At 68.1% G+C, this 23,917-nt stretch carries 17 protein-coding genes; 4 read left to right on the top strand and 13 right to left on the bottom strand.

All coding sequences use genetic code 11. From position 1 onward, the window contains the following. The first annotated feature begins 352 nt into the window (after positions 1-352). On the top strand, positions 353-961 hold the full coding sequence (locus ACICHK_RS43670; protein WP_406841889.1) for a lamin tail domain-containing protein: 609 nt from the start codon (positions 353-355) through the stop codon (positions 959-961). Between the two features lie 290 nt (positions 962-1,251). Here ACICHK_RS43670 and ACICHK_RS43665 read toward each other — a convergent pair whose 3' ends face one another. Then, positions 1,252-2,568 carry a replication-relaxation family protein gene (locus tag ACICHK_RS43665; protein ID WP_406841888.1) on the bottom strand — a complete coding sequence of 439 codons (1,317 nt, stop codon included), beginning with the start codon at positions 2,566-2,568 and terminating at the stop codon, positions 1,252-1,254. A gap of 372 nt (positions 2,569-2,940) precedes the next feature. Between ACICHK_RS43665 and ACICHK_RS43660 the strand changes: the two genes are divergently transcribed. Continuing rightward, complete coding sequence (locus ACICHK_RS43660) at positions 2,941-5,190, top strand: ATP-dependent nuclease (RefSeq protein ID WP_406841887.1); 2,250 nt, start codon at positions 2,941-2,943, stop codon at positions 5,188-5,190. Beyond that, complete coding sequence (locus tag ACICHK_RS43655; protein WP_406841886.1) at positions 5,183-6,667, top strand: UvrD-helicase domain-containing protein; 1,485 nt, start codon at positions 5,183-5,185, stop codon at positions 6,665-6,667. Before ACICHK_RS43660 ends, ACICHK_RS43655 begins: the two co-directional genes overlap by 8 nt. A gap of 184 nt (positions 6,668-6,851) precedes the next feature. Here the strand turns inward: ACICHK_RS43655 and ACICHK_RS43650 are convergent, their stop codons facing one another. The 8 genes from ACICHK_RS43650 to ACICHK_RS43615 form a co-directional block, all read right to left on the bottom strand. Continuing rightward, positions 6,852-7,949: a hypothetical protein gene (locus tag ACICHK_RS43650; RefSeq protein ID WP_406841885.1), complete on the bottom strand. Its 1,098-nt coding sequence runs from the start codon at positions 7,947-7,949 to the stop codon at positions 6,852-6,854. 443 nt (positions 7,950-8,392) lie between these two features. Then, entirely contained in the window at positions 8,393-8,950 is a 558-nt protein-coding gene (tpg, locus tag ACICHK_RS43645) for a telomere-protecting terminal protein Tpg (protein WP_406841884.1), read from the bottom strand. Positions 8,951-8,954: 4 nt separating this feature from the next. Continuing rightward, positions 8,955-11,183 (bottom strand): telomere-associated protein Tap, encoded by a 2,229-nt coding sequence (tap, locus tag ACICHK_RS43640; RefSeq protein ID WP_406841883.1) that lies wholly within the window; start codon positions 11,181-11,183, stop codon positions 8,955-8,957. Next, positions 11,180-11,563, bottom strand: a complete 384-nt coding sequence (locus ACICHK_RS43635) for a hypothetical protein (RefSeq protein WP_406841882.1) — start codon at positions 11,561-11,563, stop codon at positions 11,180-11,182. Before ACICHK_RS43635 ends, tap begins: the two co-directional genes overlap by 4 nt. A gap of 151 nt (positions 11,564-11,714) precedes the next feature. Then, positions 11,715-12,326 (bottom strand): hypothetical protein, encoded by a 612-nt coding sequence (locus tag ACICHK_RS43630; RefSeq protein ID WP_406841881.1) that lies wholly within the window; start codon positions 12,324-12,326, stop codon positions 11,715-11,717. A gap of 78 nt (positions 12,327-12,404) precedes the next feature. After that, complete coding sequence (locus tag ACICHK_RS43625) at positions 12,405-13,157, bottom strand: AAA family ATPase (RefSeq protein ID WP_406841880.1); 753 nt, start codon at positions 13,155-13,157, stop codon at positions 12,405-12,407. Further along, a complete protein-coding gene (locus tag ACICHK_RS43620; RefSeq protein ID WP_406841879.1) occupies positions 13,154-14,986 on the bottom strand; it encodes a Mu transposase C-terminal domain-containing protein in 1,833 nt (610 codons plus the stop codon). The genes ACICHK_RS43625 and ACICHK_RS43620 overlap by 4 nt, the downstream gene beginning before the upstream one ends. Before the next feature lie 80 nt (positions 14,987-15,066). Beyond that, entirely contained in the window at positions 15,067-16,341 is a 1,275-nt protein-coding gene (locus tag ACICHK_RS43615) for an AAA family ATPase (RefSeq protein WP_406841878.1), read from the bottom strand. Between the two features lie 185 nt (positions 16,342-16,526). On the opposite strand from ACICHK_RS43615, the gene ACICHK_RS43610 reads away from it, so the two are divergent. After that, entirely contained in the window at positions 16,527-18,674 is a 2,148-nt protein-coding gene (locus ACICHK_RS43610; RefSeq protein WP_406841877.1) for a P-loop NTPase fold protein, read from the top strand. Between the two features lie 469 nt (positions 18,675-19,143). Here the strand turns inward: ACICHK_RS43610 and ACICHK_RS43605 are convergent, their stop codons facing one another. The 4 genes from ACICHK_RS43605 to ACICHK_RS43590 form a co-directional block, all read right to left on the bottom strand. Next, the gene (locus ACICHK_RS43605; protein ID WP_406841876.1) at positions 19,144-20,226 is read right to left on the bottom strand and encodes a hypothetical protein; all 1,083 of its coding nucleotides are present in this window, start codon (positions 20,224-20,226) and stop codon (positions 19,144-19,146) included. Positions 20,227-20,247: 21 nt separating this feature from the next. Continuing rightward, positions 20,248-20,508, bottom strand: a complete 261-nt coding sequence (locus ACICHK_RS43600; protein WP_406841875.1) for a hypothetical protein — start codon at positions 20,506-20,508, stop codon at positions 20,248-20,250. Positions 20,509-20,675: 167 nt separating this feature from the next. Then, positions 20,676-23,039 (bottom strand): AAA family ATPase, encoded by a 2,364-nt coding sequence (locus ACICHK_RS43595; RefSeq protein WP_406841874.1) that lies wholly within the window; start codon positions 23,037-23,039, stop codon positions 20,676-20,678. A gap of 502 nt (positions 23,040-23,541) precedes the next feature. Continuing rightward, on the bottom strand, positions 23,542-23,907 hold the full coding sequence (locus ACICHK_RS43590; RefSeq protein ID WP_406841873.1) for a hypothetical protein: 366 nt from the start codon (positions 23,905-23,907) through the stop codon (positions 23,542-23,544). Between the last annotated feature and the right edge of the window lie 10 nt (positions 23,908-23,917).

The following is a 23,917-nucleotide window of genomic DNA, read 5'->3' as shown; positions in this document are numbered from 1 at the left end:
GGAGCAGTCCCGGCGCTGGACGAACGAAGGCCCAATCCGGTGACACGCGTCTTCGCACCGGGAGCTTGAGCGCATTCGTCCGGGCATGACCTTCCAGGCCCACCGGCTCACGTTGTCCTTACCGGGCGACCGGCCGGCGAGGACGACCAGGCCGACGCCGGCAAGGGTTCAGACGGACCGGCGAAATGTCTTGGAAATGTCCTGATATTGCAACGTGGGATGGCGTACGCGCCGTCGCGGCCGGCCGGCATCGAGGCTGTGGTTCCCGGCAGCAGCCGGGAACCGCACACCGCCTGCCCGGTGGCCGCTTGACCGGCCGCCGGCGGGCTCGTACCTCACGGGAGCACTGTCCATGTCTTCTCGTTCGATCGCCCGTATCACCGCCGCAACGCTGGCAGCCACAGCCGCGCTGGGAGTGGCCGCGCTGCCGGCCTCCGCCCAGTCCACCCCCCACCACGCCGCCGCCTACCGTACGGGCGTGGTGATCAGTGATGTGCAGTACGACTCCCCGGGCTTCGACGACCGCAGCAACCGTTCCCTGAACCGGGAGTGGATCGAGGTCACCAACACCTTCCGCCGCAGCGTGAACCTCGACGGCTGGACCCTGTCCGACGAGGACGGCCACACCTACACCTTCGACCACTACCGCCTGGCCGGACGCTCCACCGTCCGCGTCCACACCGGCTACGGACGCGACACCTACCGCGACGTCTACCAGGACCGCCGCAACTACGTATGGGACAACTACTCCGACACCGCCACACTCCGCAACGACGACGGCCGCCTCGTCGACGAAGTCTCCTGGGGAGACAACGACCGAGACGGCCGGCGCTGGGGCAGTGACCGCGACGGATGGCGCTGGGGCAACCACGGCCACCACCACCGCCACGACGGCGAACGCTGGGGCGACCGCCACAACGGCGAACACCGAAACGGACAGGGCCAGGGCAGCCGGCACTGACGCCGCCTCAGGGGTGACCTAAGAACTCGTCACCCGCCACAGACTGCTCGACGGCGCGCAGCAGAGCACCTGCGCCCACTGCACGCCTCCAAGCGGGACGATTGACGTTCTTGAGACTGTGCGCCCATTCGAGGGCCCGAAGCGCTGAGGGAGCCGCTTCGGGCCCTCACCCCTGTGCCAGATCCACGCTGCGCTGGCGCTCTCGCTGATGCAGGGTGGCGTTGCGGCCCGGTGCCGACTCATCCTCCGATGCCGAGCCGCCTCACCATCTGATCAGCGTTACAGCCGCCTCAGGGGCGGAAGCGGGAGAACCAGCCGCCGGCCTTCTGCGCGGCGGTCTGTTCCTCCGCCTCCAGGCGCAGGCGCTCCTGCTCCTGGTGCTCGCGTTCGTCGGCTTCGGCCCGCTGCTCGGCTGCGATGGCTCGGTCCTGGCAGTCCTCGCACAGATGCGGGTGTGACTGGTGGCTGCTCCAGTCCCGGTGGGGGCCGACCGCCTCCCACCGGTCGTCGCTGAACTTCCCTCCGCAGTCCGCGCACACCAGCCGCCGCGCCTCCCGCTCCGCGGCCTCCCGCTCTGCACGGCGCCGCTGCTCCTGACGGGCAGCCTGGCGGCGGCGAGCGAGGTAGGCGTCCTGGCGGGGATTGCCGATCGCTTCCACCAGCGGCTGGCGGTGCCCGCGCCCGAAGCGCCAGAACGCGGGCCCGGCCGGACCGTGTTCACGCAGCAACTCCAGCGTGGTCGCCACGATCGGGATGCACCCGTTGTAGGAGTGGTAGCCCCCTTCGGGGTGCAACCGTCCCTGCCAGTGGTGGCGGGTGAGGCCAGCGACCCGGGCCATCTGGCTCTTGGAGGAGTGTCGGCCGATCTGGTGGAAGACGAGCAGGACCGGCGGATGCACCCGCTCGAATGCCGCATCGTGCTCGGGTGCGGACCAGCGGGTGCGCCACAACGGCTTCTCGATACCGTCGGTGTCCTTCTCCTGGCGCAGGAAGAACCGCTTGTACTTGTCGAACTTCGCCGCGACCAGCGGGGCTTCCTCGGTGCAGTTGTCCACCTCGATGAACAGCAGCGCCACCCCCGCCTGCGGAGCGGTCAGGACGATGTCGGCGCGGGGGCTGCCGATCGCCGGGTTCTTCCAGGTGCCCTTCACCGGCAGCGCGACCTCGGTCGCATAGGCAGGCAGGGTGCCGATCCCGCCCGGTGCACGGGCGGCGGCCTGCGCGGCGGCGACCACTGCGGCCGGCTCCCCGGCAAGCAGGCCGAGGTCGGGCTTGGGGCAGATCAGCGCGATCACCGTCTCGTTCACCGTCATCGCGTGCAAGGCACCCGAGCGACCCCCGCTCCTGGGCATGGCGCCCATCTCCTCCGGTGCACGGTCCAGATCGATCGCCGCGGCGGCCAGCCCGGCGGCGGTCAGGAGGCGGACCTCCTCACCGCCGCGGGTGCGGCCGCCGTCGACCACCAGGCCGTTCCTGCGCAGGTCGTTCGCCGCAGCCCGGTGGGAGGCCGTGCGGGCCTCCTTCCGCTTCGCTGGCGTCGGCTTGGCGGTGTGCCGGTAGGTCAGGTGCGGCAAGGACAGCCGCTGGATCTGATCGGCGGTCGCCACCTTCAACACCCCAAGGACGCCATCTGCGAGCCGCCGTACCCGGCTTGTGCACCCGAGACGACAGCGTCCCGCACGCCGGACACACGGCCCGCTGCGTAACCGCCCGGGCCCGAACGGCAACCAACTCGCCGTTAGGCACGACGTTTTCGATCACGACACCTTGGACCTGGTGGACCACAGGTTCTGGAGAAGGACATCACCCACGATCGTTCATGATCGCGGTTTCGGGACCCTCCGTGGCCCCAGCGCTGAAAGTGATCCAGAACCAGCATTCAAGCGTCGCCGACACTCAACGATCAAAAGGGGCCCTGCACGTGCGTATTGCGAGCGATGATGTCCACAGAGTGACTGAGCTGATCGGGGGGATCTGCCATGCATCTGAGCCGTGTTGCGGTGAGCGGCCTGCGCGCGAGCGCAGAGACTCCAATGAGCTGCATCTTTCCCGGCCGATTCAGTGTGCTGATCGGAGCGAACGGCGCCGGAAAGACGACGCTCACAGACGCGCTCTACCTCGCGCACCCTGGAAGCCGGTTCCCTGTGCTGCCGCGGCCGACTTCAGCTGTACTCGCACCACCTGACGCAGGCGTGGAGCGCAGCATCGGCATCACCTATGCGCTGGGAGAAGCCCTTGAAGCGGAAGGGCGGCTTGGCCGCGAGCTTCACACCACGGGCCACCGACGCCTCGGTGGAGACGCTGAATCCTGGAGTGTCTCCCTGTACCAACAACTGGGAACGGTCGCCTCCCGGCTGGCCAGCAACCACGGAGTTGCCCCGAAGCTGGACAAGTTCAAACTGATCTATCTGCCCGCCTGGCGCAATCCGCTGGACGAACTCGCCCGACGCGAGGCACGCATCCTGGTCGAGCTGCTGCGGGCGCGACAGCAAGAACTCCATGGCAGCCGCAACCTGGCGGCTCTACGGGCTCGTGCTTCCCGGCTGCTCGAGGACCTCGCCAAAGACAGCCTGATCGACGCTGTAGAAGCACGAATCGGCGAGCACTTGGGCAGGCTGTCCGCCGGAGTGAGTCCGCAGTGGTCCTACATCCGTGGTCAAGTCATCGATGACGCCTACCTTGCGCGCGTCCTGGAAGTCATGCTCGCGGTCGTCGAGAGCCGTTCCGAGGCCCTTCCCCTGGAGGTCTCCGGACTGGGGTATGTGAACCTGCTGCACATCGCGGTGACCTTGGCAGCGATACCCGATTCCACCGAAACACCCATCGAAACGAGGGATTCACTGGAGAGGCTCGGAGACGAGGAGCCCCTCTCTGAGGAGGAGCAGGCCCGGCAAGCCTTCGAGAACCTGGTCCAAGCCCAAGCCGAGGCAGCATCGGAGGAGGACTCTTTCTTCTCCACGGCTCCCTTCCATGCAACGGTCGTCATCGAGGAGCCTGAGGCGCACCTTCACCCCCAGCTGCAGCACTCGCTGGTCCGCTATCTGCGCAGGACCGTCAAGTCGCGACCTGAGCTGCAGGTGATCCTCTCCAGCCATGCGACCGACGTCATCACCGCCTGCGACCCGGAGGAACTCGTCGTCGTGCGGCGCACAGAGCGGGGAAGCATCAGTCGCTGTGTGAAGGACGTCATCCCGGACCAGCATCGCGAGGCCACGCTGCGAATGACCCGGCTGCACCTCGACGCAAGCCGTTCATCAGCACTCTTCGCTGAACGCCTGCTTCTGGTCGAGGGGGTGACAGAAGGCGCCGTGGTACGAGAGTTCGGCCGGGCCTGGGCCGCAGACGATGATGCGAAGCAAGCCTTTATTGATGCCCTGAGCATCGTCCCCATGGGCACCAAGGTCGGCCAATGGGCTGTCCGCCTCCTGGCTACACACGGGGCAGAGCTGTGCACGAAGCTTGCCATCCTCCGCGACAGCGACAGCGACTCGCCCTTCGACAGCGCACGGGACTCACCCAAGTGGCTTGCCGAGCACGATCCGTCGATCGTCCAAGCCTTTATCAGCCACCCCACACTCGAACCGGCGATCACTCCGGGCAACGAGCATCTCATCGCAGCAGCCCAGCAATCTGTCGACCCGGAGCACCCGCTGGCCGAAGTCACCGTCGAAAGTGTCCGCGCCTACTTCGGGAGCCGGCGAGCGGGCAAGAACGGAGATGAAGGAGTCAAGGAAGGGCGAGGCGCACGGCGAAAGGCTGAGTTCGCCCTGACGCTCGCTGCCCTGCTGCGCGACGCGACCGACTCCGACCATAGGTCGGCTGACGGCATCAGCATCACGCCCGTCCGCGTGCCCGACCACCTCAGGAATCTCTTCGACTTCCTCTACCCCGCTACCCCGGAGTCCGCCGCCACCGATCCTGCAGCCGACGAGGACGTCACGGAACCGCCCGCCTGGCTTGCGCCAGACAACATCTGGGATGAGATCCCAGACCATAACGACTGGGACGACCTCTACGAACCGGCGTTCTGGCAGGAGCACGAACCCGACCCGGAGACGGCTGAGTCCGAGCCAGCCATCGTCGATGCGGCGGAGGCAGCGCGCTGGGACGATCTGCTCCTCACACGCCCGGCGCAACAGAACCACGCGGTGGACCGCGGTCCTGGGGGCTGGCCTACCGCACGAGTACCGATACCCGGGCAATGGCCGGGAACACAGGGCAATGCCTAAGCCCAGCGCGGGGATCAAAAGCCTGACGCCACGACAGCTCATGGCCAGCGGCAGTCCGCACGGCCGCGTGTACGTGGAGGCGGCGCCCGGCTCGGGAAAGACCACAGTGTCAGCATTGCGGTTCGGACTGCACCGCTTCGCCACCACCACCGACCGGCGGGCAGTCGTGGCCGTGAGCTTCACACGGTCCGCCACCGAGGAACTACGAAACCGCGTCATCCGCCACTGGGGCCCGTCCGCAGTGACATGGCCGCACCGCATCGTGACCCTGGACAGCCTGCTGTGCGACCTTCTCTTCCACCTTCTCCAAAACGGCGTCCTCCACTGGCCAGGCGGTCACACCGACCTCGAGGTCCTGGACACATGGCGAACGGCCCTCCCCGCGAAACGCGGGCGGATAAGGCCCGTTCTGAGTGTCGACAGCAGGCAGGTCGTCATCAGAACCGTTGACGAATCTCAGGCCTCAAACCATCCCTCCGCCACGGACTTCAGGAAAGCGATCTCTGAGGGCAGGTGCACGCACGACAACGTACGGGAGGCCCTGCAAGGAGCCCTCGCAACCGACGAGGCAAGGAAAGCACTGACCTCCTACTTCGAAACCACCATACGATCATTGACGGTGGACGAGGTATTCGACGCCAACGACCTGGACAGGGACATCTTCTCGCTGGCGGCGTCAGGGTGCAGGTCGCTCGCTCTGGTCGGGGACCCCTGGCAAGCTCTCTACCAGTTCAGAGGGGCACGTCCCGCGGCAATGACGAAATACATCAGCGAGAACAGCTTCGCCACATACCGCCTGGACGAATCATTCCGGTGGGGAAGCGAAAAGCAGGCATCACTCACGAGGCAGCTGCGCCGGCGGATTCCAGTGCAACTGCCCCCGGGGCTCGCTCAGGACGCCGATGTAGTCATTGCACACAAATGGCAGGAACTCTGGGACGCCGATCCACACGTACTCCCCCTTGCCATCAAGCCTGGCGTAGGACAGGTCCAGGAGGCGATATGCACACTGCTCCTCAACGAGATCACCCAGCATGCGCTCGGCTTGCAGGCAGTATTTCTGCACGACGCTCTTACCACGCTGGGCCTGGAGAAGGAGGAGCGGGCGACGACTCTCCACCCCTGCCTGCAAGATGCCGTCTCCCACCTGAGAGACGGCGCCCCGTCTCTGCAGGTATGGCAAAGCCTTTCAAACAGGCTGGCCGATCTCATGCCGGCGCTACCTGCACAGCGCTACGCGCGCACGCCCCTCCGCGCTCTGACCCGTCTACAGCTACGGCTCGGAGATGACCAGCTGGTGGTCCCTGGCCTCACATGCCACCAGTCCAAAGGCCGAGAATGGAACACGGTAGCCATAAAACTGAACACGGCAGACACCTCGGCCCTGGCGCGCGGCCTCGACCCCACGGAAGCAGACCATCGGTCCCTCTACGTGGCACTCACGCGTGCGCGCCTCAACACGCTAGCCCTTACCTAAAGCGCTCTCGGACAGTTCCAAAGCCAAGACTGGCTTGCTTTCTACCTCGGCGCCGGAGTAACGACCCACCGCTGAAGCAGACCCGTCCTTCCCGCAAAGGCGACGTGGCGTGGCCGGACGAGACGCAGGATTCCAGATCAGTCAGCGGATTCGAGTGAGGATTCCTGCGACTGCTACCGGCTCTTCACCAGCGCGACCAACCTTCCATCTGCTGTGCCACGTAGCTCACATGGCTCCGCAGCTCTGCCGTGAAGGATGCGAAGTCTTCCCCGAAGTAGGCCTCCACCAGACCGAAAAGGGAGGCATCGAGGGTCAGATGATCTAGCACTCCCCGTTCCGGCCGGTAGTGGACGAGCGTATTGCGGAAGTGCCGGTGCGCCTGTGTAACCTTCAGACTCATCGGCGCGGTGAGCATGTCCGCCAGTGCCTCTCGTGCAGAGGGCTGAAGCCGCGATCCGTACTGCTCGGCCAGTTTGCCCAGACTCGAGAGAATGTGGTGCAGCGTGATATAGCGCAGCTTTGTGACGGTGGCGGCAGAGTTGCTATTGGCGTCATCGGTCAGGAGCACGTCCACCACGTTGAGCGCGCAGGTGAAGGCTGTCAGAGCTGCTTTGATCTCCTCAGAGAAGGCTGGGTCAAAGGCTCTCTGATAGATCTTCTTTGCGCGCACGTCTTTGGCGGTCAGGTCCGTCTTCATCATCGTGTCCATGAATGACGTTCCTTCCCACGCCAGCTCTCCTGTCACTGCGGCCGTGTACCGGGCCAGTTCGGAGGCGATGTTATGGAGTTCGCTCCCGAGGCTGGGAGCGTCTCGGATCTGGTCGGGCGGGAAGGCCATGAAGAAGTTCGCGACGTGCGAGGTCGAGATGACTCGGCCCCGGTAGCGCCACAGGGCGAGGTCCGTCTCCAGGGGGCGGGCCAACGGGAGCCAGGTGTTGCCCAGAAACTCTGCACGGTGAGCTTTGATGATCCTGTCGAAGTCCGTTCCGATATCGGACAGTTTCTTTTTCGTGTCGTCGAAGAGCTTCACCGAGTGGCGTGCGCGTTCGATGGCATCGGCGCCTTCATAAGCAAGGAGTTGGGCGAGGTCCGGCTCAATCGCCCGCAACGCACGGTGGGACTCGTGAACGATGAGACAGCTGTAGTTGTACATACAAAACATGGGAACGGCGGCTTGGTCCCCGGCGTCTATGACGCCCTGCATGAAGCGTCGCAAGAACATGAGGTCTTGTGTGATCAGACCGAGAGCGATGTCGTTGCCAGGTGAGGTACTCGTGGTCATGGCCTGCTTTTCTCGTGCTTTGCAGTGCTAGCGCTGGTACAGGTTTGATCCAGCATCTCAGGGCGCCGCGCGTCAGCCCACTGGATTTCGGCACAGCCTCGTCGGTCCGATGAGCAGATGGAGGTCAGTGCTGAGGGCGTCCTCCACAGTCATCGTCCCCGGCACAGCCGTGAGGAACCGCGTCAGAAGAGCGGGAAGCGGGGTGGGATGCCAGAGCGGCTGATGAGATCACGCAGCCGATCCGGTCAGCGGCATGTCACCCACTGGCTTGCCGTGGGGTGCGGGGGCGCTTTGGACGTATCGCTGCAGGCGTCGAGCGGCAGCTGACACAGAGTTGGGTGGCTCCATAGGTGCCCGGGTCGTGCAGGGCGCGCCCGCCGGGCCGCTGTGTCAGCTCGGCGATCAAAGCGACGCCTTGTCCGTGTTCACGATTTCTCTTCGACTCAATAGTCCAGATCCAGGTAGTCGATGTCGTTGATCTCGACATCCGAGAGCCCCAGAGCGCGTGCTCCGCCGTCCTGGAAATAGATTTCTTTGAATCCTTCGGCGATGATTTGGCGCATCTGCTGGTCGCTGGCCCTGTCGTTGCGGGCGTCGAACAGGCGTTGCGCGTAGGCCGGGGGCAGGTGGACGGTGAGGCGGCGGAAGCGTCCGTCGTCGGTGCTGCCGACGGCCGCGGTGTAGCCGAAGCGGGCGCGGGTCTCGACGGTGATGCCGCCGGTGGTGGCGGCTTGGCGGTGCCGGCGCTTGCGGACCAGCGGCTGCCAGCGTTGCTTCACCGCCTCGTCGATCTTTGCGGCGACATCAGGGCGGGCGTGCTTGCGGGCTCCGCGCCGGTAGCGGTTCACGCTGTCGGCGGTGACACCGATCTCCTGCGCGACGGCCTTCGCGCTGCCGAACTGCCTGATGAGGAAGCCGATGCGGCCCTTGAGGGTCTTCGGGGGTTCCTTGGTGAAGGCTTCCCGGTCGGCGCGCTCGATCGCGTCTTCGATCTCCCCCACCGTGCTACTCCCCTTCGTCCAGGACGGCGTCGCCGCCCTTGATGTGACGGGCCGGGTTGAAACCTTGCTCCATCAGGTCGACCGCCCACAGCATCGACTGCACACCTTCCAGCTTCGCCAGGCCCGGAGTGGGGCCGAGGCGGAAGCCGCCCGGCTGCGGCTTGCCGGAGGCCGCGTACGGGAGGAAGTCGAGGGGGCTCTCCCCCGGGCTCGGGTAGACAACGCAGTCGGACAGCACCGCGAGCGGGTACAGGCCGGTCATCTTTGCCATGTTGTTCAGCTTGCGGTGCATGTTGACCCGGGCCTTGGAGATGACCGCGGCGCGGATGTCCGGGCGCCAGGTCGGGCGTTGCAGGGCCGGCCATCGTTCTCCCTGCTTGTAGGACTTGCCCTGCGGGCGTTCACGCAGCTTGCCCACGCCGCCCTTCACCGTGGCCTTGATCGCGGCCAGGACGGCGGCCATCGCGGGGTCGGTCTGCTTGTGCCGTTCCATCGCCGCCAGGAACTGGGGGTCCGAGAGGTCCTTGGTGACGCCGAGGTCGGCGAGCGTGTCGGCGTAGGCCGTCTTCAGCCGGTCGTGCCACGGGTCCAGGTACGCGCCGGTCTCCCGGCGCAGATACGCCTCCAGCGGGGCCACGTTGAAGCCGAGCTCCTGGGCGTAGGCGATGGTGTGGGTCTGGTACCAGGCAGGTCCCGTCGGGCGGGTGCCGTCCGGGGTGAAGGGTGAGGGAAGGCGGGGGTCCAGCTCGATGTGGGAGAGGTCGACCAGCCAGGAGCCGGGGATCTTCGGGTTGAACGTCGGGGCGTGGAAGTGGTCCGGGGCGGACAGTCCCACGGTGAGGCGGGCTGCGGCGGCGAGGAAGGCGGTGTTGAGGTCCAGGCCGACCGCGAAGGGCAGCATGCACTCGTCATCGCTCAGCAGGTCGACCGCGCGCACCCACTGGTAGGCCTCCTCGTTCAGGAATCCGCCCGTCCAGCCGGAGTCGACGACCACGGGATGCTCAGGGGTGGCTTCCGGCGGGGCCGGGTCCACCGGCTCCCTTCCGAGGCTGCCGGGATTGTGCCCGGAGACCCAGGTCCCGCTCGCGGGGTCCTGCACGGCACGGGTGGGCGGGCGCAGTGCTGTCATCAACTCCAGTCCCGACACGGCCGTCGACCCGCGTGGGGTGATGACCCGCGTGGCGTAGGCGGCGAGGACGCGGGCGATGTCGGCGGGCTCCATCTCAGCAACGCCGGGCCAGGACCGCTCATCGAGGGCGTCCCAGGACAGGATCGCCACCTGCACGCACTGGCGCTCGCGGCCCTGTGCCTTGCGGTAGATCCGCGCCCATGGGCCGAAGCCGCGCTGGGTGAGCTGCCACTTCGCCTTGCCGATCTGCTTGACGGCCGGGTGGTCGCCCGGGAGGCGCAGGGAGCGGCGCTGCTCGTGGCCTTCCAGGCGTTCGGGGAGGCCGAGCTTCACGGCGGCCGCTGCGGTGAGGACGATGAGGGGGTCGGAGTCCTTGCCGTGCCGGTTCAGCTTCGCGGCACCTAGGCCGGACTCGCGCAGCGTCCACTCCACCAACTCCACGATCGTGGTGGCCGGGCAGTCGAGCACGATGCCGTCGATGCCGTAGGCGCAGCCGTCACCGTCCAGGACGGCGAGCGGACCGTGCGGGAACTGCGGATCGGTGCCGACGGGCGCGGCGGCCCGCCTCTTCACCGGCCGGCGCGACGATGCGCCCGGGCGACCGGCCGGCCGGCCAGCCGGGTCCGGTGACTGCGGAACGCTCCGGGCCGCGGGCGCCTGCTCGGACTCGGCCGGCTCGATCTCCGGCACCGCGGGCAGGCTGGAGAAAGCCTGCGGGACCGTAGGCGGTGTGCGGGCTGAAGACGCCTGCGGCTTCGTCGATTCCGGGGGGCAGGATGCCGCGTGCGGGCCGACTGCTTCGCGCCCGGGGGGTGTGGCGGGTGCGGGGTAGCGGTGGGCGAGGCCCTCCAGGAGGCGTCGGTAGGCCTCCAGGCGCTCGCCCCTGGGTTCGGCGCGGCCGGCCTCCCACGCGGTGATGCTCGGCACCCTCACGCCCAAGGCCTGGGCGACAGCAGCGGGGGTCAGGCCCGCTGCCTCCCGCAGCCGGACCCGCTCGGCGGGCACGGGGAGGACTGTGCCCTCGTCGACGGCGGCCAGCAGGGAGTCGATCGCGTCGAACAACTGCGGTGGCTGGTTCGTCATCTGCCGTTCGTTCTCGCTCATCGGACGCCCTGACGGATCTCTTCGAGCCGTGTCATCAGCCGCTGATAACGCTGCGAGGCGGCCTGGGAGGAATTCAGGCCCTGATGGGCGGCGATCTGCCGCCAGTCCATACCGCGGCGCCTCGCCTCGATGACCACCTGGGTCTCCAGCCGGTCCAGCTGCTCGCGCAGACCCTCGAACAGGCCCAGAGCGGCACCCACATCGTCCGGGCCCACGCCCGGTTCCTGGCCGTGATCGTTCTGTTCGCCGGCGGCTGCCAGCAGTCGCCCCACCAGTGATGCGTCCTGCTCGACACGACGCGCGGCCGTGGTGTCGTCACCAGGGGCGGGAGCCAGTACGGACAGACGGTTACGGGCCTGCTGACGGAGATCACGCGGCATACCGCCACCCTACCGCACGGAAGCAATGAAACAACGATTCGTTGTCTGATTGATGATACGGGAGAAGCTGCCGCCTCGGGACGGCGTCGGGCGGCGGCACAACCTCGGCAGGACCGCCGCCCGGCACGGGACCGCACCCCGGCGCTGCCGGTCACCGACGCCGTCCATCCACCCAGGACTCCCCCGACGTCTGCGCCGGCGGATGCAGCGCCCGCACGCCGGCATGAGTGGTGAGGACGCGGTGGTCGCAGTGGCGCAGCAGATGCGCCAGGTCTGCGGACAGTTCGGCGTGGTGCACGACGGTCACGTCCGTGCCGGTGGTGCGGTGCAGGGCCACCAGCTCCGCCCAGACGCCGCATCCGAAACGGTGCGCGCGCAAGACGGTCAGCTGACGTACGGCTGCGGCCCTGAGGGCGGCGCGTACCGAGCGCTCCTGTGCGGGTGCGGTGCCGCGGGCGGCGCAGGCGGGGGCGCGCAGGGGCCGGCCGTCGGCCACGGCGTGCAGGATGTCGTGCCACAGCAGCTGGCCGCCGCCGCTGACGGTGGGGTGGACGACGACCCGTCCCGCCGCCGGGTGGTGGGCGGCCAGCACCGTGCGGGTGAAGCGCACATCGTCTTCGCGGTCCACGACCGCGGTGAAGGGCGGACGACCCGCCGTGCGCAGCGTCGTGCGGGGCGGGCAGCGCCCGGAGGCGGCCCGACCGCACGCCAGCACGTCCACGGCGATCTCACCGAGCGCATTGACCGGATCCAGCAGACCCACAGCGGTCCATCTCCTTGCTTTTCCCGCCCGGCACTGTCTGGTACGGGCGATGACCCGCGAGCCGCATACAAGCGGGCATCAGGCAGAGCTGCCCAGTCGGCCGAACGCCCAGCGCAGCACCTCCCGGTCCACCCGCGGCCGGCCCGTACGCGACAGTGCCAGGCGCACGTGGGCCGTGAGGCGGGCCCAGTCACGGAAATTGCCGTGGGCGGCATGCCGGTCGGCGAAGGTGATGTCGTCGCCGTCGGCGTCGGCCCACACCGGGTGGAACAGCGGGATCGTCTCAGCGACCTCGCCGGGGGTGAGGCGGGTGAAGTGCTGCCAGATGAAGATGCGGGAGGACAGCATCGGTTCGCGGCGCAGTACGGTGTGGCAGCCCTCGCCGCCGACGAAGATGACCGCGAGGCGGGTCGAGAGGTCATCCCACAGGTAGCGGAAGTACTCGAACGCCTCCCCGTTGAGCCACTGGGCCTCGTCCACGAGGAAGGTACGGGGGCGCTCGGCCAGGGCCCTCTTCAGCAGCCGGTCGAACTCACTGGGATGGCGCGGCGGTGCCCCGGGCAGGTCGAGCGCGGTGAACAGTTCGTAGCGCACCGCGCGGGCGGTGGGCCGGGCACGGAAAGCGAGCCGGCGGACATCCTCGGCAGGTTCGAGTTCGTGCAGGCACATGTTGACGGCCAGGGTCTTGCCGAAGCCGGCCCCGCCGTGGATACACATCATCGCGCGGGCCGCGACCGTGTCGGTGATGTTCTCCCGGGCGGTGAGCAGGGCGCGGGTGGTGACCACGGACGCGTCGGGCAGGTCGACGTACTGGTAGGAGGCCGCGGTCACAGAGTGTCTCCTGCGGGTCGGGAGTCGGGTTCCGGCACAACGTCCGCCGACGGGTTGGCTGGAGCGGAGGCGGGCGGGGGCGGCGCTGTGCCGGCCGCAAGGGCGGGCGGGGTACGCCAGTACGCCGGAGGCGGGGCGGGCGGGATCAGGTCGGGCAGTGCCAGCCGTGCAACGTCGGTGTAGCTGGCGGCGGCGAGTTCACGCTCGGCCTGGGCGGCCGTGACGGCTCCCAGCCGCTGGGCGGGCTCCGCGCTAGTGGCGGGGGCGAATCGCTGGCGGCGCAGGCGTTCGGCGGCCTTCGCGTCGGCGCGCAGGCGCCGGGCGCGCTCCGCGCGTGCCTCACGCAGCGCCTGCAACTGCTCGGGGGTGGCCGCGTCCGCGAGGTGCGCCGGGCCGAGGTGGCGGCCACGGGCGTCGCAGACCTCGATCTCGTGGTCGTGGTGCGGCATGTAGCGCACGCGGACCTGGCGGCCAGCCTCGCCGGTCATCCACGCGGCGGTGTAGGTGCGGCCGCGCCAGCTCACGCCGTGGCTGGTCAGCTTCCGCGGCCAGCCGTCGTCCTCAAGGGTGAAGGCCCACAGGTCAGCGGCGGGGATGTCGATGACAGGGGTCGGATCGGCCTGCCACGCCTCCAGCGGGGTACGGCCCGACAAGGCTTTCGGGCGGTGCGCGGTGTTCCACCAGTTCGTCCACGCCAGGATCTCCATAGTGAAGTCCTGGAACGACAGGGCGGACACCGCCCCCGCGGTACGTCCGCGCCGCTCCGAGCGCGGCCCGGTGGGAGCGGCGGTGTAGCCGGGCAAGGCGGCGAACAGCATCCGGTCCGCAGCCCGGTTGAGGCTTTCCACCGTGCCCTTCAGATGCGGGCTGTAAGCGGGCAGGTCCTTGACCGTCACGCCCATCGCGCCGAGCGCGGTGGTGACCGCGGCCGACAGGAAGTCCTTGCCCCGGTCCATCCTCACCAGCTCCGGCACTCCCCCGGCCGGGCCGTAGGGCTCATCCCGCACCACTGCGGCGCGCAAGGCGGCCAGTACCGACGCGCGGGAAGGATGGCCCGGGGTGACAGCAGTACCGGTGATGACCTTGGTGGCGGTGTCGATGAACCAGGTGATCCACGGGCGCACCAAGTCTCCGTCGGCGTCGACCAGCAGCGGGGCCCGGACATGGTCGGTCTCCCAGGCGTAGTTGCGCCAAGACGCCGGCCGCTTGCCGAACACGTCATGGGCGCGCGCTGCCTCCGGTCCGATGGCGAGACCGGCACGCTCCCCCGCCGTCAGATCACGGCGCAGCGCACGCAGGAACGTCGACAGGGACGGGGCCGGATCCAGCAGCGGCACCTGCGACAGAGCTGCCCCGCCCGGAACAGCCACAAGGCCGGGCGGGACGGACACGGCAGCGCCGGACGTCTGCGCGCCTACGCCCCCGGCCTCAGCTGCAGCTGCGGCGCGCTCCATGAGCTGGCGGTGGACTGCAGAGGCGTTGCCGTGCCAGTACTCCAGCAGCACCCGGATCTCCGCGGTGATCTCGAACCTGCCGGTGCGACGGGCTCCGGGGTGCGCAGCCGCCGCCGGGCTCTGGGATGCCTCGGCCAGCCACCGCCACACCGTGCGCTCCGATGCCCCCAGACACTCCCCCGCCAGCCGCACGTGCTGCCGCGAAAGACCGCCCCGGGCCCGCAGCGCCAGCAGGCGGCGCACCGCAGGCGCCCGCAGCGCAACCAGCGACTGCTTCCCGAGCACACCGGCTGGATTCCCTGGCGGTGGCAACCGCTGTCCTCCCGCGTCAACGTCATGACCGCCGTTGGTGTCCTGCAGGCTGCTGTCCGTCATCGCGCCGTTTCCCTCCTCGCCGAACGGGGTGCGGTTCTCTGCCGTCGGAACCGGTGTGCCGGGGCACGTGAGAGGGGCCGTCATGAGTACGGACCGAGCCGGGCGCAGGCCTGGTCGATCGCGTCCCGATCCGCACCCGCACCGGGGTCGCGGCCCTGGGCTGCACAGACATGCGAGGTGATCTTCGCCCAGGTACGGAAGTTGCCGCGGGCGGTCTGCTCATCCGCCCGCCCCAGGTCGGCCGGATCAGCGTCCTCCCACACCGGGTGGAACAGACCCAGCGTCCGCGGCACGTCCTCCATGTCGAGGCGGCTGACCTGATGCCAGGTCAGGACCCGAGAACGCATCGCCGCTGCCCGGGCGAGCGCCCGCTCGCTGCCCGCCCCGCACAAGACCAGGGCAGCCGCACAGCCCGGCGAGTCCCACAGCTGCCGCAGATAGTCCAGCACCGGCGGCGACAGACGCTGCGCGTCGTCGAGGAACAGGACACCCGGCTCGGCCAGCGCCTCTGCCAGCGCCTGGTCGGCCGGTCCGGCACGGTGGGTCAAGGACCCCGACGGCAGCCCCAACGCCTCGCACAACGCGGCCCGCACCTGCGGCAGCCCGGGCCTGACCCCCACCACCGCCCGCCACACCGGCACCCGGCCGGGCAGCAGGTGCAGAGCCTGCTCGACCGCGACTGTCTTCCCCAACCCCGTGTCCCCGTACACACAACCGATCCCCCGCGCGGCGACCGTGTGCCCCACCGCCTCCACCACCCCAGCCACCTGCCGCGTGGACACCAACCGTGCCCCCGGCGCGTACGGGCGCACCCTACCGGACACCCGGGTACGCGAAGCGGTCTTCACCGCGCCGGGCCGTCCCTCACCACCCGTACCGGACGGCTCGGCAACCGGGCCGTCCACGACCGGCGGACCGTTCGCACCATCTGCGAAGCCGAGTTCGGCCAGTGCCCGGTCGTACCGGCTCGGCTCCACCCGGCCCGACGCCGCGCGGGCGACCTGAAGTACCCGGCCCGCCCGCAGCTCGTCCTTCACCGCACGGTGCAGCGTCGCCAAGGACGGCACAAACTCCGCCCCCCAGTGTTCCAGCACGCCCTCGTCCTGTGCCCGGAGCATCCTTCGGCGCAGCTCGGCGACGTTCCCGCCGACCTGGGTGAGCACCTCCCACAAGGCGTCGCCCACCACAAACCCGCCCTGCCGCGGCCGCGCCTCCACCCGACCCTCGCGTCCCTCGGCCAGCCACCGCCACACCGTCCGCTCCGTCACCCTCGCCAAACCAGCCGCGATCCGCACGTGCAACGACGACAGACCGCCCTCACCCCGGTCCACCGCCAGCAGCCGCCGCACCACCACCGCCCGCTCCACCCGCCCCGGCCACCCACCCGTACAGAAACAGGCAAACCCGACACAGTTGGACCGCGACCTGCTAGCCACACCGTGACAGCCACCCGGTCACCCCGTGACAGCAGTCGACGGGCGTCTCATCTCCGCCCCCATTCAGGCAGCAGCACAGGTGCACAGTCGGGCACGATGGGCCGATGACCGGGGAAAGATTCTTCAACGACGATCCTGTCGACGGGAGCGCCGACGCTCCTGACCTTCTGGGGCGCCAGCAGTACGCCCAGCACGCTGTCGCACTCCTCCACCAGGTGCGCGAGCAGAGCGAGTCCGGAGTCCTCGCGCTCATCGGGCCCTGGGGCTCCGGTAAATCGTCCGTCCTGCAGATGACGATCCAGCGCCTCAAGAACGCGGCTGGCGCCACCGACACCAACCCGTGGTCGGTCGCTGAACTGAACCCGTGGATGTACTCGGACCTCGAGTCGCTGACGCTGGCCCTGTTCAGCGAGATCCGCGCCGCCCTCCCCGACGGGAACCAGTGGTCCGAGTTGCGAAGGAAGATCGGGGCGTTCGGCCAGTCGATCAGTCCGCTGGGCAAGCTCACGGGGCTGCTTGGCCTGGACTCCTCGGAGCTGATCAACCACGTAGCCGACCGGATAGCCGGAGATACCAGCGCCTCGGCCGCCAAACGCACCGCCGAAGCGGCCCTGCGCCAGGCGGCCTTGCCGGTCCTGATGGTCATGGACGACCTGGACCGGCTCACCCCTGAGGAACTGCTGGTCGTCTTCAAGCTCATCCGCCTGGTCGGCCACCTGCCGAACGTGTACTACCTGATCAGCTTCGACGAACAGACCCTGCTGGACGTCCTGCAACGGACCGACCTGGTCGGCTCGAACGACCAGCGCGCCCAGGAATTCCTGGAGAAGCTCATCCAGGTCCGGCTCGACCTCCCGGCCTTCCGCGACCGCGACATCGCCGCCATGACCACACGCCTCCTGAACGCACTACTGGACTCCCACGGGGTGTCCATGACTGCGGACCAGGAGCAGCGTTTCTCCGAGGCGTACTTCCGGCACCTCCAGGACCGGCTAAGGACCCCGCGGTCCATCAAGCGCTACTTCGGCCAGGCCGGCGCGACGCTCGGCTCACTGGCCGGGGAGGTCGACATCGTCGACTTCCTGATCGTCACCTTCCTGCGGACCAGCGAGCCCGGCGCCTACCGGATGCTGGGACGCCACCGCGCCGAACTGACCGGCACCAGCATCGACCCGGCGCTGCAGCGCGACTCCAGCCCCGGTGAACGCGCCGCGCGATGGAAGCAACGCCTACGCCAGGCCGGTGTCGCCCAGGACAACATTGACGGGATGCTCGGGCTGCTTGGCCTGCTGTTCCCCGCAGTCCAGCAGGCCGTCGGCAACGGCGGCGACCCCCGTGCCGCGGCGCGCCGACGCGGGATCGGCAGCCAGGACTACTTCGACCGGTACGTCGTCTTCACCGTCCCCGAAGACGACCTCCCTGAAGCCGTCTTCCGGCAGGCCCTCGCCCAACTGGCATCAGGAGCTGAGGGTGATGAGGCCGCACAGCTGCTGCTCCGGCTCAGAGAAGACACCCACCGCATCGTCCGGCGCATCGACCAACTGCGCGCCGACGGTCTCCCGGTACCAGCGGCCGCGCTGCTCCAGGCCATGGCCGACAACTACGGCCAACTGACGGCGCAGCCCGAAGCGATGGGCCTGCTGGGCGCCGACCGGCGGGTGCGCTCCTTCACCCCGAGCCTCCTTCTCGACCTGCCTCCTGAAGAGCGCCCTTCCGTCGTGGCCGCCATGGCCGCCACCCCTGACGGAGCAGTCCTGGCCACCCGGACCCTCCACAGCGCCACCAACCCCGACGACACCGCCTCCGAACACACGACGACCACCGAACCATGGGCCGCCCAAGCCCGCGACGCCCTCATCGGGCGTCTGGCCGAACACCTCGCACCGGCCGCCGGACGGCCCTCCTCTGACATCACCGAGCAGGACGAAACCCTGATCTGGATGTGGCGCCACACCGACCCCGCCACCATCCGCACCTGGCTACGCGACCGCCTCGACCACGGATGGGAACTCCTCCCGCTCCTGGCCGCACTCATCACGCCCCAGCAGTTCCCCTTCCCCCTCATCGACAACGACACCTGGGCCGGCCTCGACGCCCTGTTCACCCACGACGACCTCTACACCCGCCTCACACCCCACCTCAACAACTCCCCCGACGCCCCAACCCCCACCGACCAACACCAAACCAACATCCTCCAAGCACTCCGCGACCGCCGACCCGACCAACACCAAGCCACCCCCGACACCCCGTGATGGTCCGACCCTGCCCTTCGCGTCCACCCATAAGGGCAGCCACCCCCACAACAGCCAACCCGCCCAGCCCCAGCCGCCAAATGGCAGCCACTTGGTCACCTCATGACAGCAGATCAACCCGCGCCCACAGCGCATGACCAGGCAATCAACAACTGAACACGGCTGACGCACAACCGCTGCCACCAACACGCCCACTCACAGGACGGGACCCGGAAGTGATGCAGCAGTGGATCTTCGCCGCGCGGAGCCCCGTGTCCGCGCGGGCCGCAGATCGTTGGACCAGAGTCGCGTACGTGGGAGTGGACCTGATGCGCGAGCGTTGAGGGCTCTGGGCGCCGCTGCCCGGTCCAGGGCTTTCAGCCGTGGCCCGTCCCGTGCCCGCGCTCTGGCAGGGCCGGGCCACACCCCCCAGAGCGGTCCCTCAATCTGCGCGCCTTGATTTCAGCTGCCCGATCAGGAGGGGTCATCTCTACGCTCCGGCTGCGGTCGGGGCGGAGTGCTCGGTCTCCGGGACGGCGAGCGCGGCTGGTACGGGGGTCGCCGCGGTGGGGTTGAGGCGCCAGGCTGTGGTGAAGGGAAACTCGTTGTTCACCCACAGCACGCCGGCCAGCTCGGGAGGCATGTTCCAGCGCGGCGGATTGGACGGGTCGATCTCGACCGGGTGGTGGATGAACGAGTCGCCGAAGTTGAACTGCATGCTCAGCGTGGATGCGCCGCGCAGCAGGTCGTCGAGGTGCTGGAGCTCGAGGCCGGTGAACTTGTCCGCGCCTGCCGCAATGATCAGCGGGAGACCCGTCTCCTCGGCCAGGGCACGGTATTTGCTGATCTTCTTTTCGATCCCTGTGGCAACCGGCTGGGCGGAGACGACGCCGGCGATATTGCTCGGGGGGAGCAGAATCGTACGCATCCCGGGAGCGCGCATGGTCTGGCCCGTGCTCGGATCGGCCTGGAGCAGGAAGGTGTAGCCCTGGCTCCGGAAGGCGCTCTGGTGCAAAGGGGACAGCAGTACCCGCCGCAGATCCTGGGCGATCCTCTTCGCGGTACCCGCATCGGGAGCCTGGAGCGGGCCCGAGGGGTCACCGGCCACGGTGAGCACGACAGGGACCGGGATCTCCTTCAACCGCTCGACCAGGGCGTGCCACGCTTTGATCTTCGCGGATGTTCCCTTCCGCGGGCTGTGGGTGAGGACCTCGACCAGGGCAAGCGGCGTACCGTCGTCGTCGATGACGGTCCAGTCCGGTGTCAGGTTCCCCCACCGCCGCTCAAATTCGACACCGAAGCCTCCTCGGCGCAGCGCTGCGCCGGCGGCGAGCTCGATGACGTCCGGCCAGAAGTTCTGGTCGCGCCACAGGTTCGCGGCGAAGGTCTTCGCGGTGTTCTGCGGGAGGAGATCGAGTTGCTCGTCCATCCAGATGCGCCAGGGCTCGTACTCGTCCAGAACTGCCAGGTCGTAGGAGAGCATCCGGTTCTCCGGCGGGCGCTTGCTATAGCGCTTCTGCTGCTCGAGGACGAATTGAGGACCAAAGCGCCGAAGAGGCTGCTGGGTGTTCATGGGCTTGGTTCCTCTGCTTTCTTATCGCAGGTACATCGGCAGGACGGTACGCATGAGCTGTTCGCCGCAGGTAGTGATGGCCTCGAAGTCTCTGCGGTTCATGACGGCGGAGTTGGGCGGGTAGTAGGCGACTGCGCTGCGCGGGACGAGGTCGGCGGGTGAGCCTTCCCCGAGACCCTCGCCCTGCGGCTGCCGACGGCACTCGTGGATCAGGTGCGTGCCGGCTGCTGGACCGCTTCCGAGGGGTGCGTCCGCAGGCTCCGGCAATGGCGTGACAACCAAACGGTGACCGTGCTGCGGTCGCAGAGCGCCGTGCCGCAGGAGCACGCCGCAGCAGCGGAGTACCGTCGCCTGGTCGCCGGTATCACCGAGCCGGGAGAGGTCTACCGGGCCGGAATCCTGCGGGGGCGGCACTCAGCCCTGCGTGGTTGTGAAGCCCCCGCCGCAGATCACGGCCCTTGCTCCTGCGCCGCGTTGACGGGCCGGTACGCCAGCGCCTGCAGCGCGTCCTGGAAGGCCGGGAAATCATGGATCGGATCGAGGGGCTCCTCGTCGAGGGTGAAGTCGCGACGCAGGGCACGGAGCTGGCTTCTGAGGTCCTCGGCGTCCACGGAGTTGTCGAGCGATGCGTCGATCTCCTCGAGTAGGAGGGCGGCCTGCTCGCGTGTCGCGGTGACGGGGTGGTCGAGGAGGAAGGACGCCCTGAGCCGCTTGATCTTGGATGTGGTGCGCTCGGTGGAGATCTCGCGCAGCGCCTTGCGCTGTCGGGTGCCCAAGGCGTGGAACAGAGCACGGAAGTTGCGGTCCAGGTCCGCTACGGCGCCGGGGTCGATGTCCTGGTCGTTGGCGAGGACGTCGAGGATGTTGCGTGCCAGTCCCACTTTGTCGAGGTGGAAGCTGTCCAGGAGGCGGATGGCGGCGTTCTCCAGCGCATCGTGCGTTCCTTCGTCGCCGTCGAACACCACGTCGCCGACGGCCAAGCCGTCCAGTTGCTTGGCCTCGGCGGAGGTGAGGAAGGCTGAGGCATAGCGCTTAACCGCGGCAACGCCGATCTCCAGTGGGATGAGGTCCTCGATAGCCAGCACGCCCTTCGGGCGGGGGCTCGTAACCTCCTCGGCCCGGAGGTCTGTGAGCTGGAGGACGAAGGCGTCGTCGATCAGGGGTTTGCCGAGGGGGCCACGGCGGAGCTTCTTGCGTGCTTCGTTGCCGGCGCGGTCGCCGTCGAGCAGAACAATGACAGCTGGCCGGTCGACGTCTCGGCCTTGGGCCAGGTAGACGAGGTAGGGGACGTGTGCTGCGGATCCAGCCGGAACGAGAGTGAGCGCGTTGAGGTCGAGGTGTTCGAGTGAGGAGACCTTCTGGCGGCGCAAACGGGCCGACATGCCGGCGAGGAGAATCTGGTCGGACATGCCTTCGAGCATGAGGTTGCAGTTGCTGATGAACGTCGTCTCGCCGACGAAGCTGCCGAAGGCTGACCGCAGGGGTTCGTAGTGGTTGCGGGCAGCGTTACGGACGACTCGGGTGCCTTCGTCCTCTTCACCTTTCTCGAGGACTCTGATGCGTTCGCTGTGGTTCTTGTCGATGAGGAAGGGCGAATGCGTCACGTAGATGACCTGGCGGGCGGGGCGGGCGGGGTCCGACGGATAGGCGAAGTCCTCGAAGATGCGCAGCAGGTCCTGCTGGCCGCTGCCGGAGAGGTAGGCGTCGGGTTCATCCATCAGGAGCACTTCACGCTGGCCGGACGCGGGCGGTTCGTGCGCCAGGTACTGAATGAAGTAGCTGAGGAAGTACTTCAGTCCGCTGCTGCGCTCGTTGGCGGAATACTGGGTGCCGGTCCGGTCTTTGATGGTGAAGACCAGATCCTGGTCGCGCAGGGTCATCTGCAGCTGGAACTGGTTGTCCTGGGTCCACCAGCGGGGGAAGTTCAGGGACTGAGCCAGTTGCTGGTTCATCTTTTCGACGATGCCGTTGGCGAAGCCCTCTTTGCCTCTGTCGACGGCGGTGAGGAGTTCCTGGAAGGCAGTCCTGTCGATCTTCGCGACCTTCAGAAGAAGCTGGTCGGCCAGGACAAGCTGCTTGTCATGCTCGACGTCGGGTTCGTTCACCGTAGAGAAGGCGGTCACCAGGCTCGGTGCAGCAGCGTTCAGCTTCTCGGTGGAGCGGAAGAACTCGGCGTTGTCCATGATCGTCTGGACCAGGGAGCGCCGAGTGTTGCGGGAACTGGTGCGCAGCGTGGACTGTTTGCCAGCGAGGTATTCGACGGGCACGCTATGCGGCAGCGCGGTGTGCGCGTCGATCTCGAACCAGCGGGGCAGGATGCGGCCGAGCGGTTCGGCGTCCTGGAGTGGGTGCTTGCTCCAGCCTGTGCCGTCGCGCAGGTAGATAACCGGCTCTTGTCCGCCGATGCGGAACATCAGGAAGGTGTCGCACTCGTCTGCGATGTCGATGCCGCAGGCGTTCGCCAGTGCTTCGCGGTCTCTGGGCTGCAGATCGGCGAACTGGAGGCCGAAGTCGGGGTAGGCCATGGCCTTGTGGACGGCGAAGAACTGGGAGTAGCGGCAGAAGTCGCCGCGTTCGATGTTCCGCCCGGTCAGTGCCCTCTGGATGGCGGCCAGTAGCTGGCTTTTCCCTGATTCGTTGGCGCCGACGACGGTGGTGACGCCCTCCTCCAGGGGCACTTTGACGAACGGGTACTTCATGCCGCCGTCGTCCAGCACGTCCCAGGGGTGCGGGGTGAAGCTATCGCTGGCCTTGCGGAGGTAGTCGTAGTTGAACGAGCGGAAGAAGCGGATGTATACGGCGGAAATGAACATTCAGGCCTCGTTCCGGCTCGCGGTGCTCAACGGGCGCAATGCTACGACCAGGGACTGACAACAGGGGGAGAGCAGCTGTGGTCGGACAGTGCGCGGTCGGTCCCCTATGGCCCCGCGCACTGGTGCGTGGGTGTGCCGTGGAGGGTGGCGCCTACCGCCCCTTCAAGGGGTTGGGCCTGCACCAGGCACCGGGCATCTTCCGACTGCAGCCCGGTGTAAGTACTGAGCAAGGCGCATCTCCAACGCCGCTAGAAGAGACGATCAGGGGACAGCGGCATCTCCAGCCGTGGGTGGTGGGAGGCAGATGCTGATGGCTCCATCGCGTGGGTCTCCTGCAGCCAGCACCACAATTGAGGGGCTGACCCATGAAGGATGCGCTGCGCGCCGTGCGGTGCCCGGACATCCCCCAAGGCAGACGAAGCGGGCAGGACCGCGGCCACCGCCGGGGCGGACGGCCCGCCCCGAAGGTCCACAGAGGGCCGGTTCTGCCCAAAAGTGATGGTCAGGGCACTGGTGGTGTGCGGGGTGGGTGGGCGGCGTCCTGGTAGGGCCAGGTGTAGCGGGTGACGGCGTTGTGGGTGAGGCCAAACAGTTCGCACAGGGTGCGCGGGTCGGTGTCCGCCTGGACCTCGTCGACGATTCGGTCGTCGCGCAGGAGCAGGCTGGAGGAGGGGTACTGCAGCCACAGCCAGGGCCGGCTGACGGGCCGGGTGGTCAGGGCGGTGCGGAAGTTGACGAGGAAATAGGGGTTGGCGGTGTGGGGCCAGCGGCGATGGCGGTGGGCGAGGTAAGCGGCCAGACGTGCGCGGACCGGCTCGGCAAGAAGGACGGGCAGCTGCTGTGTGCGCTCCCATCCCTGGCGGCTCATGCACACGACC

This window comes from Streptomyces sp. AHU1, from assembly GCF_045343905.1.
Taxonomy (GTDB): Bacteria; Actinomycetota; Actinomycetes; order Streptomycetales; family Streptomycetaceae; genus Streptomyces; species Streptomyces triticiradicis.
Note: the sequence above shows the minus strand (reverse complement) of the source record. Positions and strands in the feature narration are given on the sequence as shown.

Coding starts and splice junctions, on each gene's coding strand:
- ACICHK_RS43660 (WP_406841887.1), top strand. CDS start 2,941: ATGCATCTGAGCCGTGTTGCGGTGAGCGGCCTGCGCGCGAGCGCAGAG.
- ACICHK_RS43670 (WP_406841889.1), top strand. CDS start 353: ATGTCTTCTCGTTCGATCGCCCGTATCACCGCCGCAACGCTGGCAGCC.
- tap (WP_406841883.1), bottom strand. CDS start 11,183: ATGAGCGAGAACGAACGGCAGATGACGAACCAGCCACCGCAGTTGTTC.
- ACICHK_RS43610 (WP_406841877.1), top strand. CDS start 16,527: ATGACCGGGGAAAGATTCTTCAACGACGATCCTGTCGACGGGAGCGCC.
- ACICHK_RS43650 (WP_406841885.1), bottom strand. CDS start 7,949: ATGACCACGAGTACCTCACCTGGCAACGACATCGCTCTCGGTCTGATC.
- ACICHK_RS43605 (WP_406841876.1), bottom strand. CDS start 20,226: ATGAACACCCAGCAGCCTCTTCGGCGCTTTGGTCCTCAATTCGTCCTC.
- ACICHK_RS43635 (WP_406841882.1), bottom strand. CDS start 11,563: ATGCCGCGTGATCTCCGTCAGCAGGCCCGTAACCGTCTGTCCGTACTG.
- ACICHK_RS43590 (WP_406841873.1), bottom strand. CDS start 23,907: ATGAGCCGCCAGGGATGGGAGCGCACACAGCAGCTGCCCGTCCTTCTT.
- ACICHK_RS43620 (WP_406841879.1), bottom strand. CDS start 14,986: ATGACGGACAGCAGCCTGCAGGACACCAACGGCGGTCATGACGTTGAC.
- ACICHK_RS43655 (WP_406841886.1), top strand. CDS start 5,183: ATGCCTAAGCCCAGCGCGGGGATCAAAAGCCTGACGCCACGACAGCTC.
- ACICHK_RS43595 (WP_406841874.1), bottom strand. CDS start 23,039: ATGTTCATTTCCGCCGTATACATCCGCTTCTTCCGCTCGTTCAACTAC.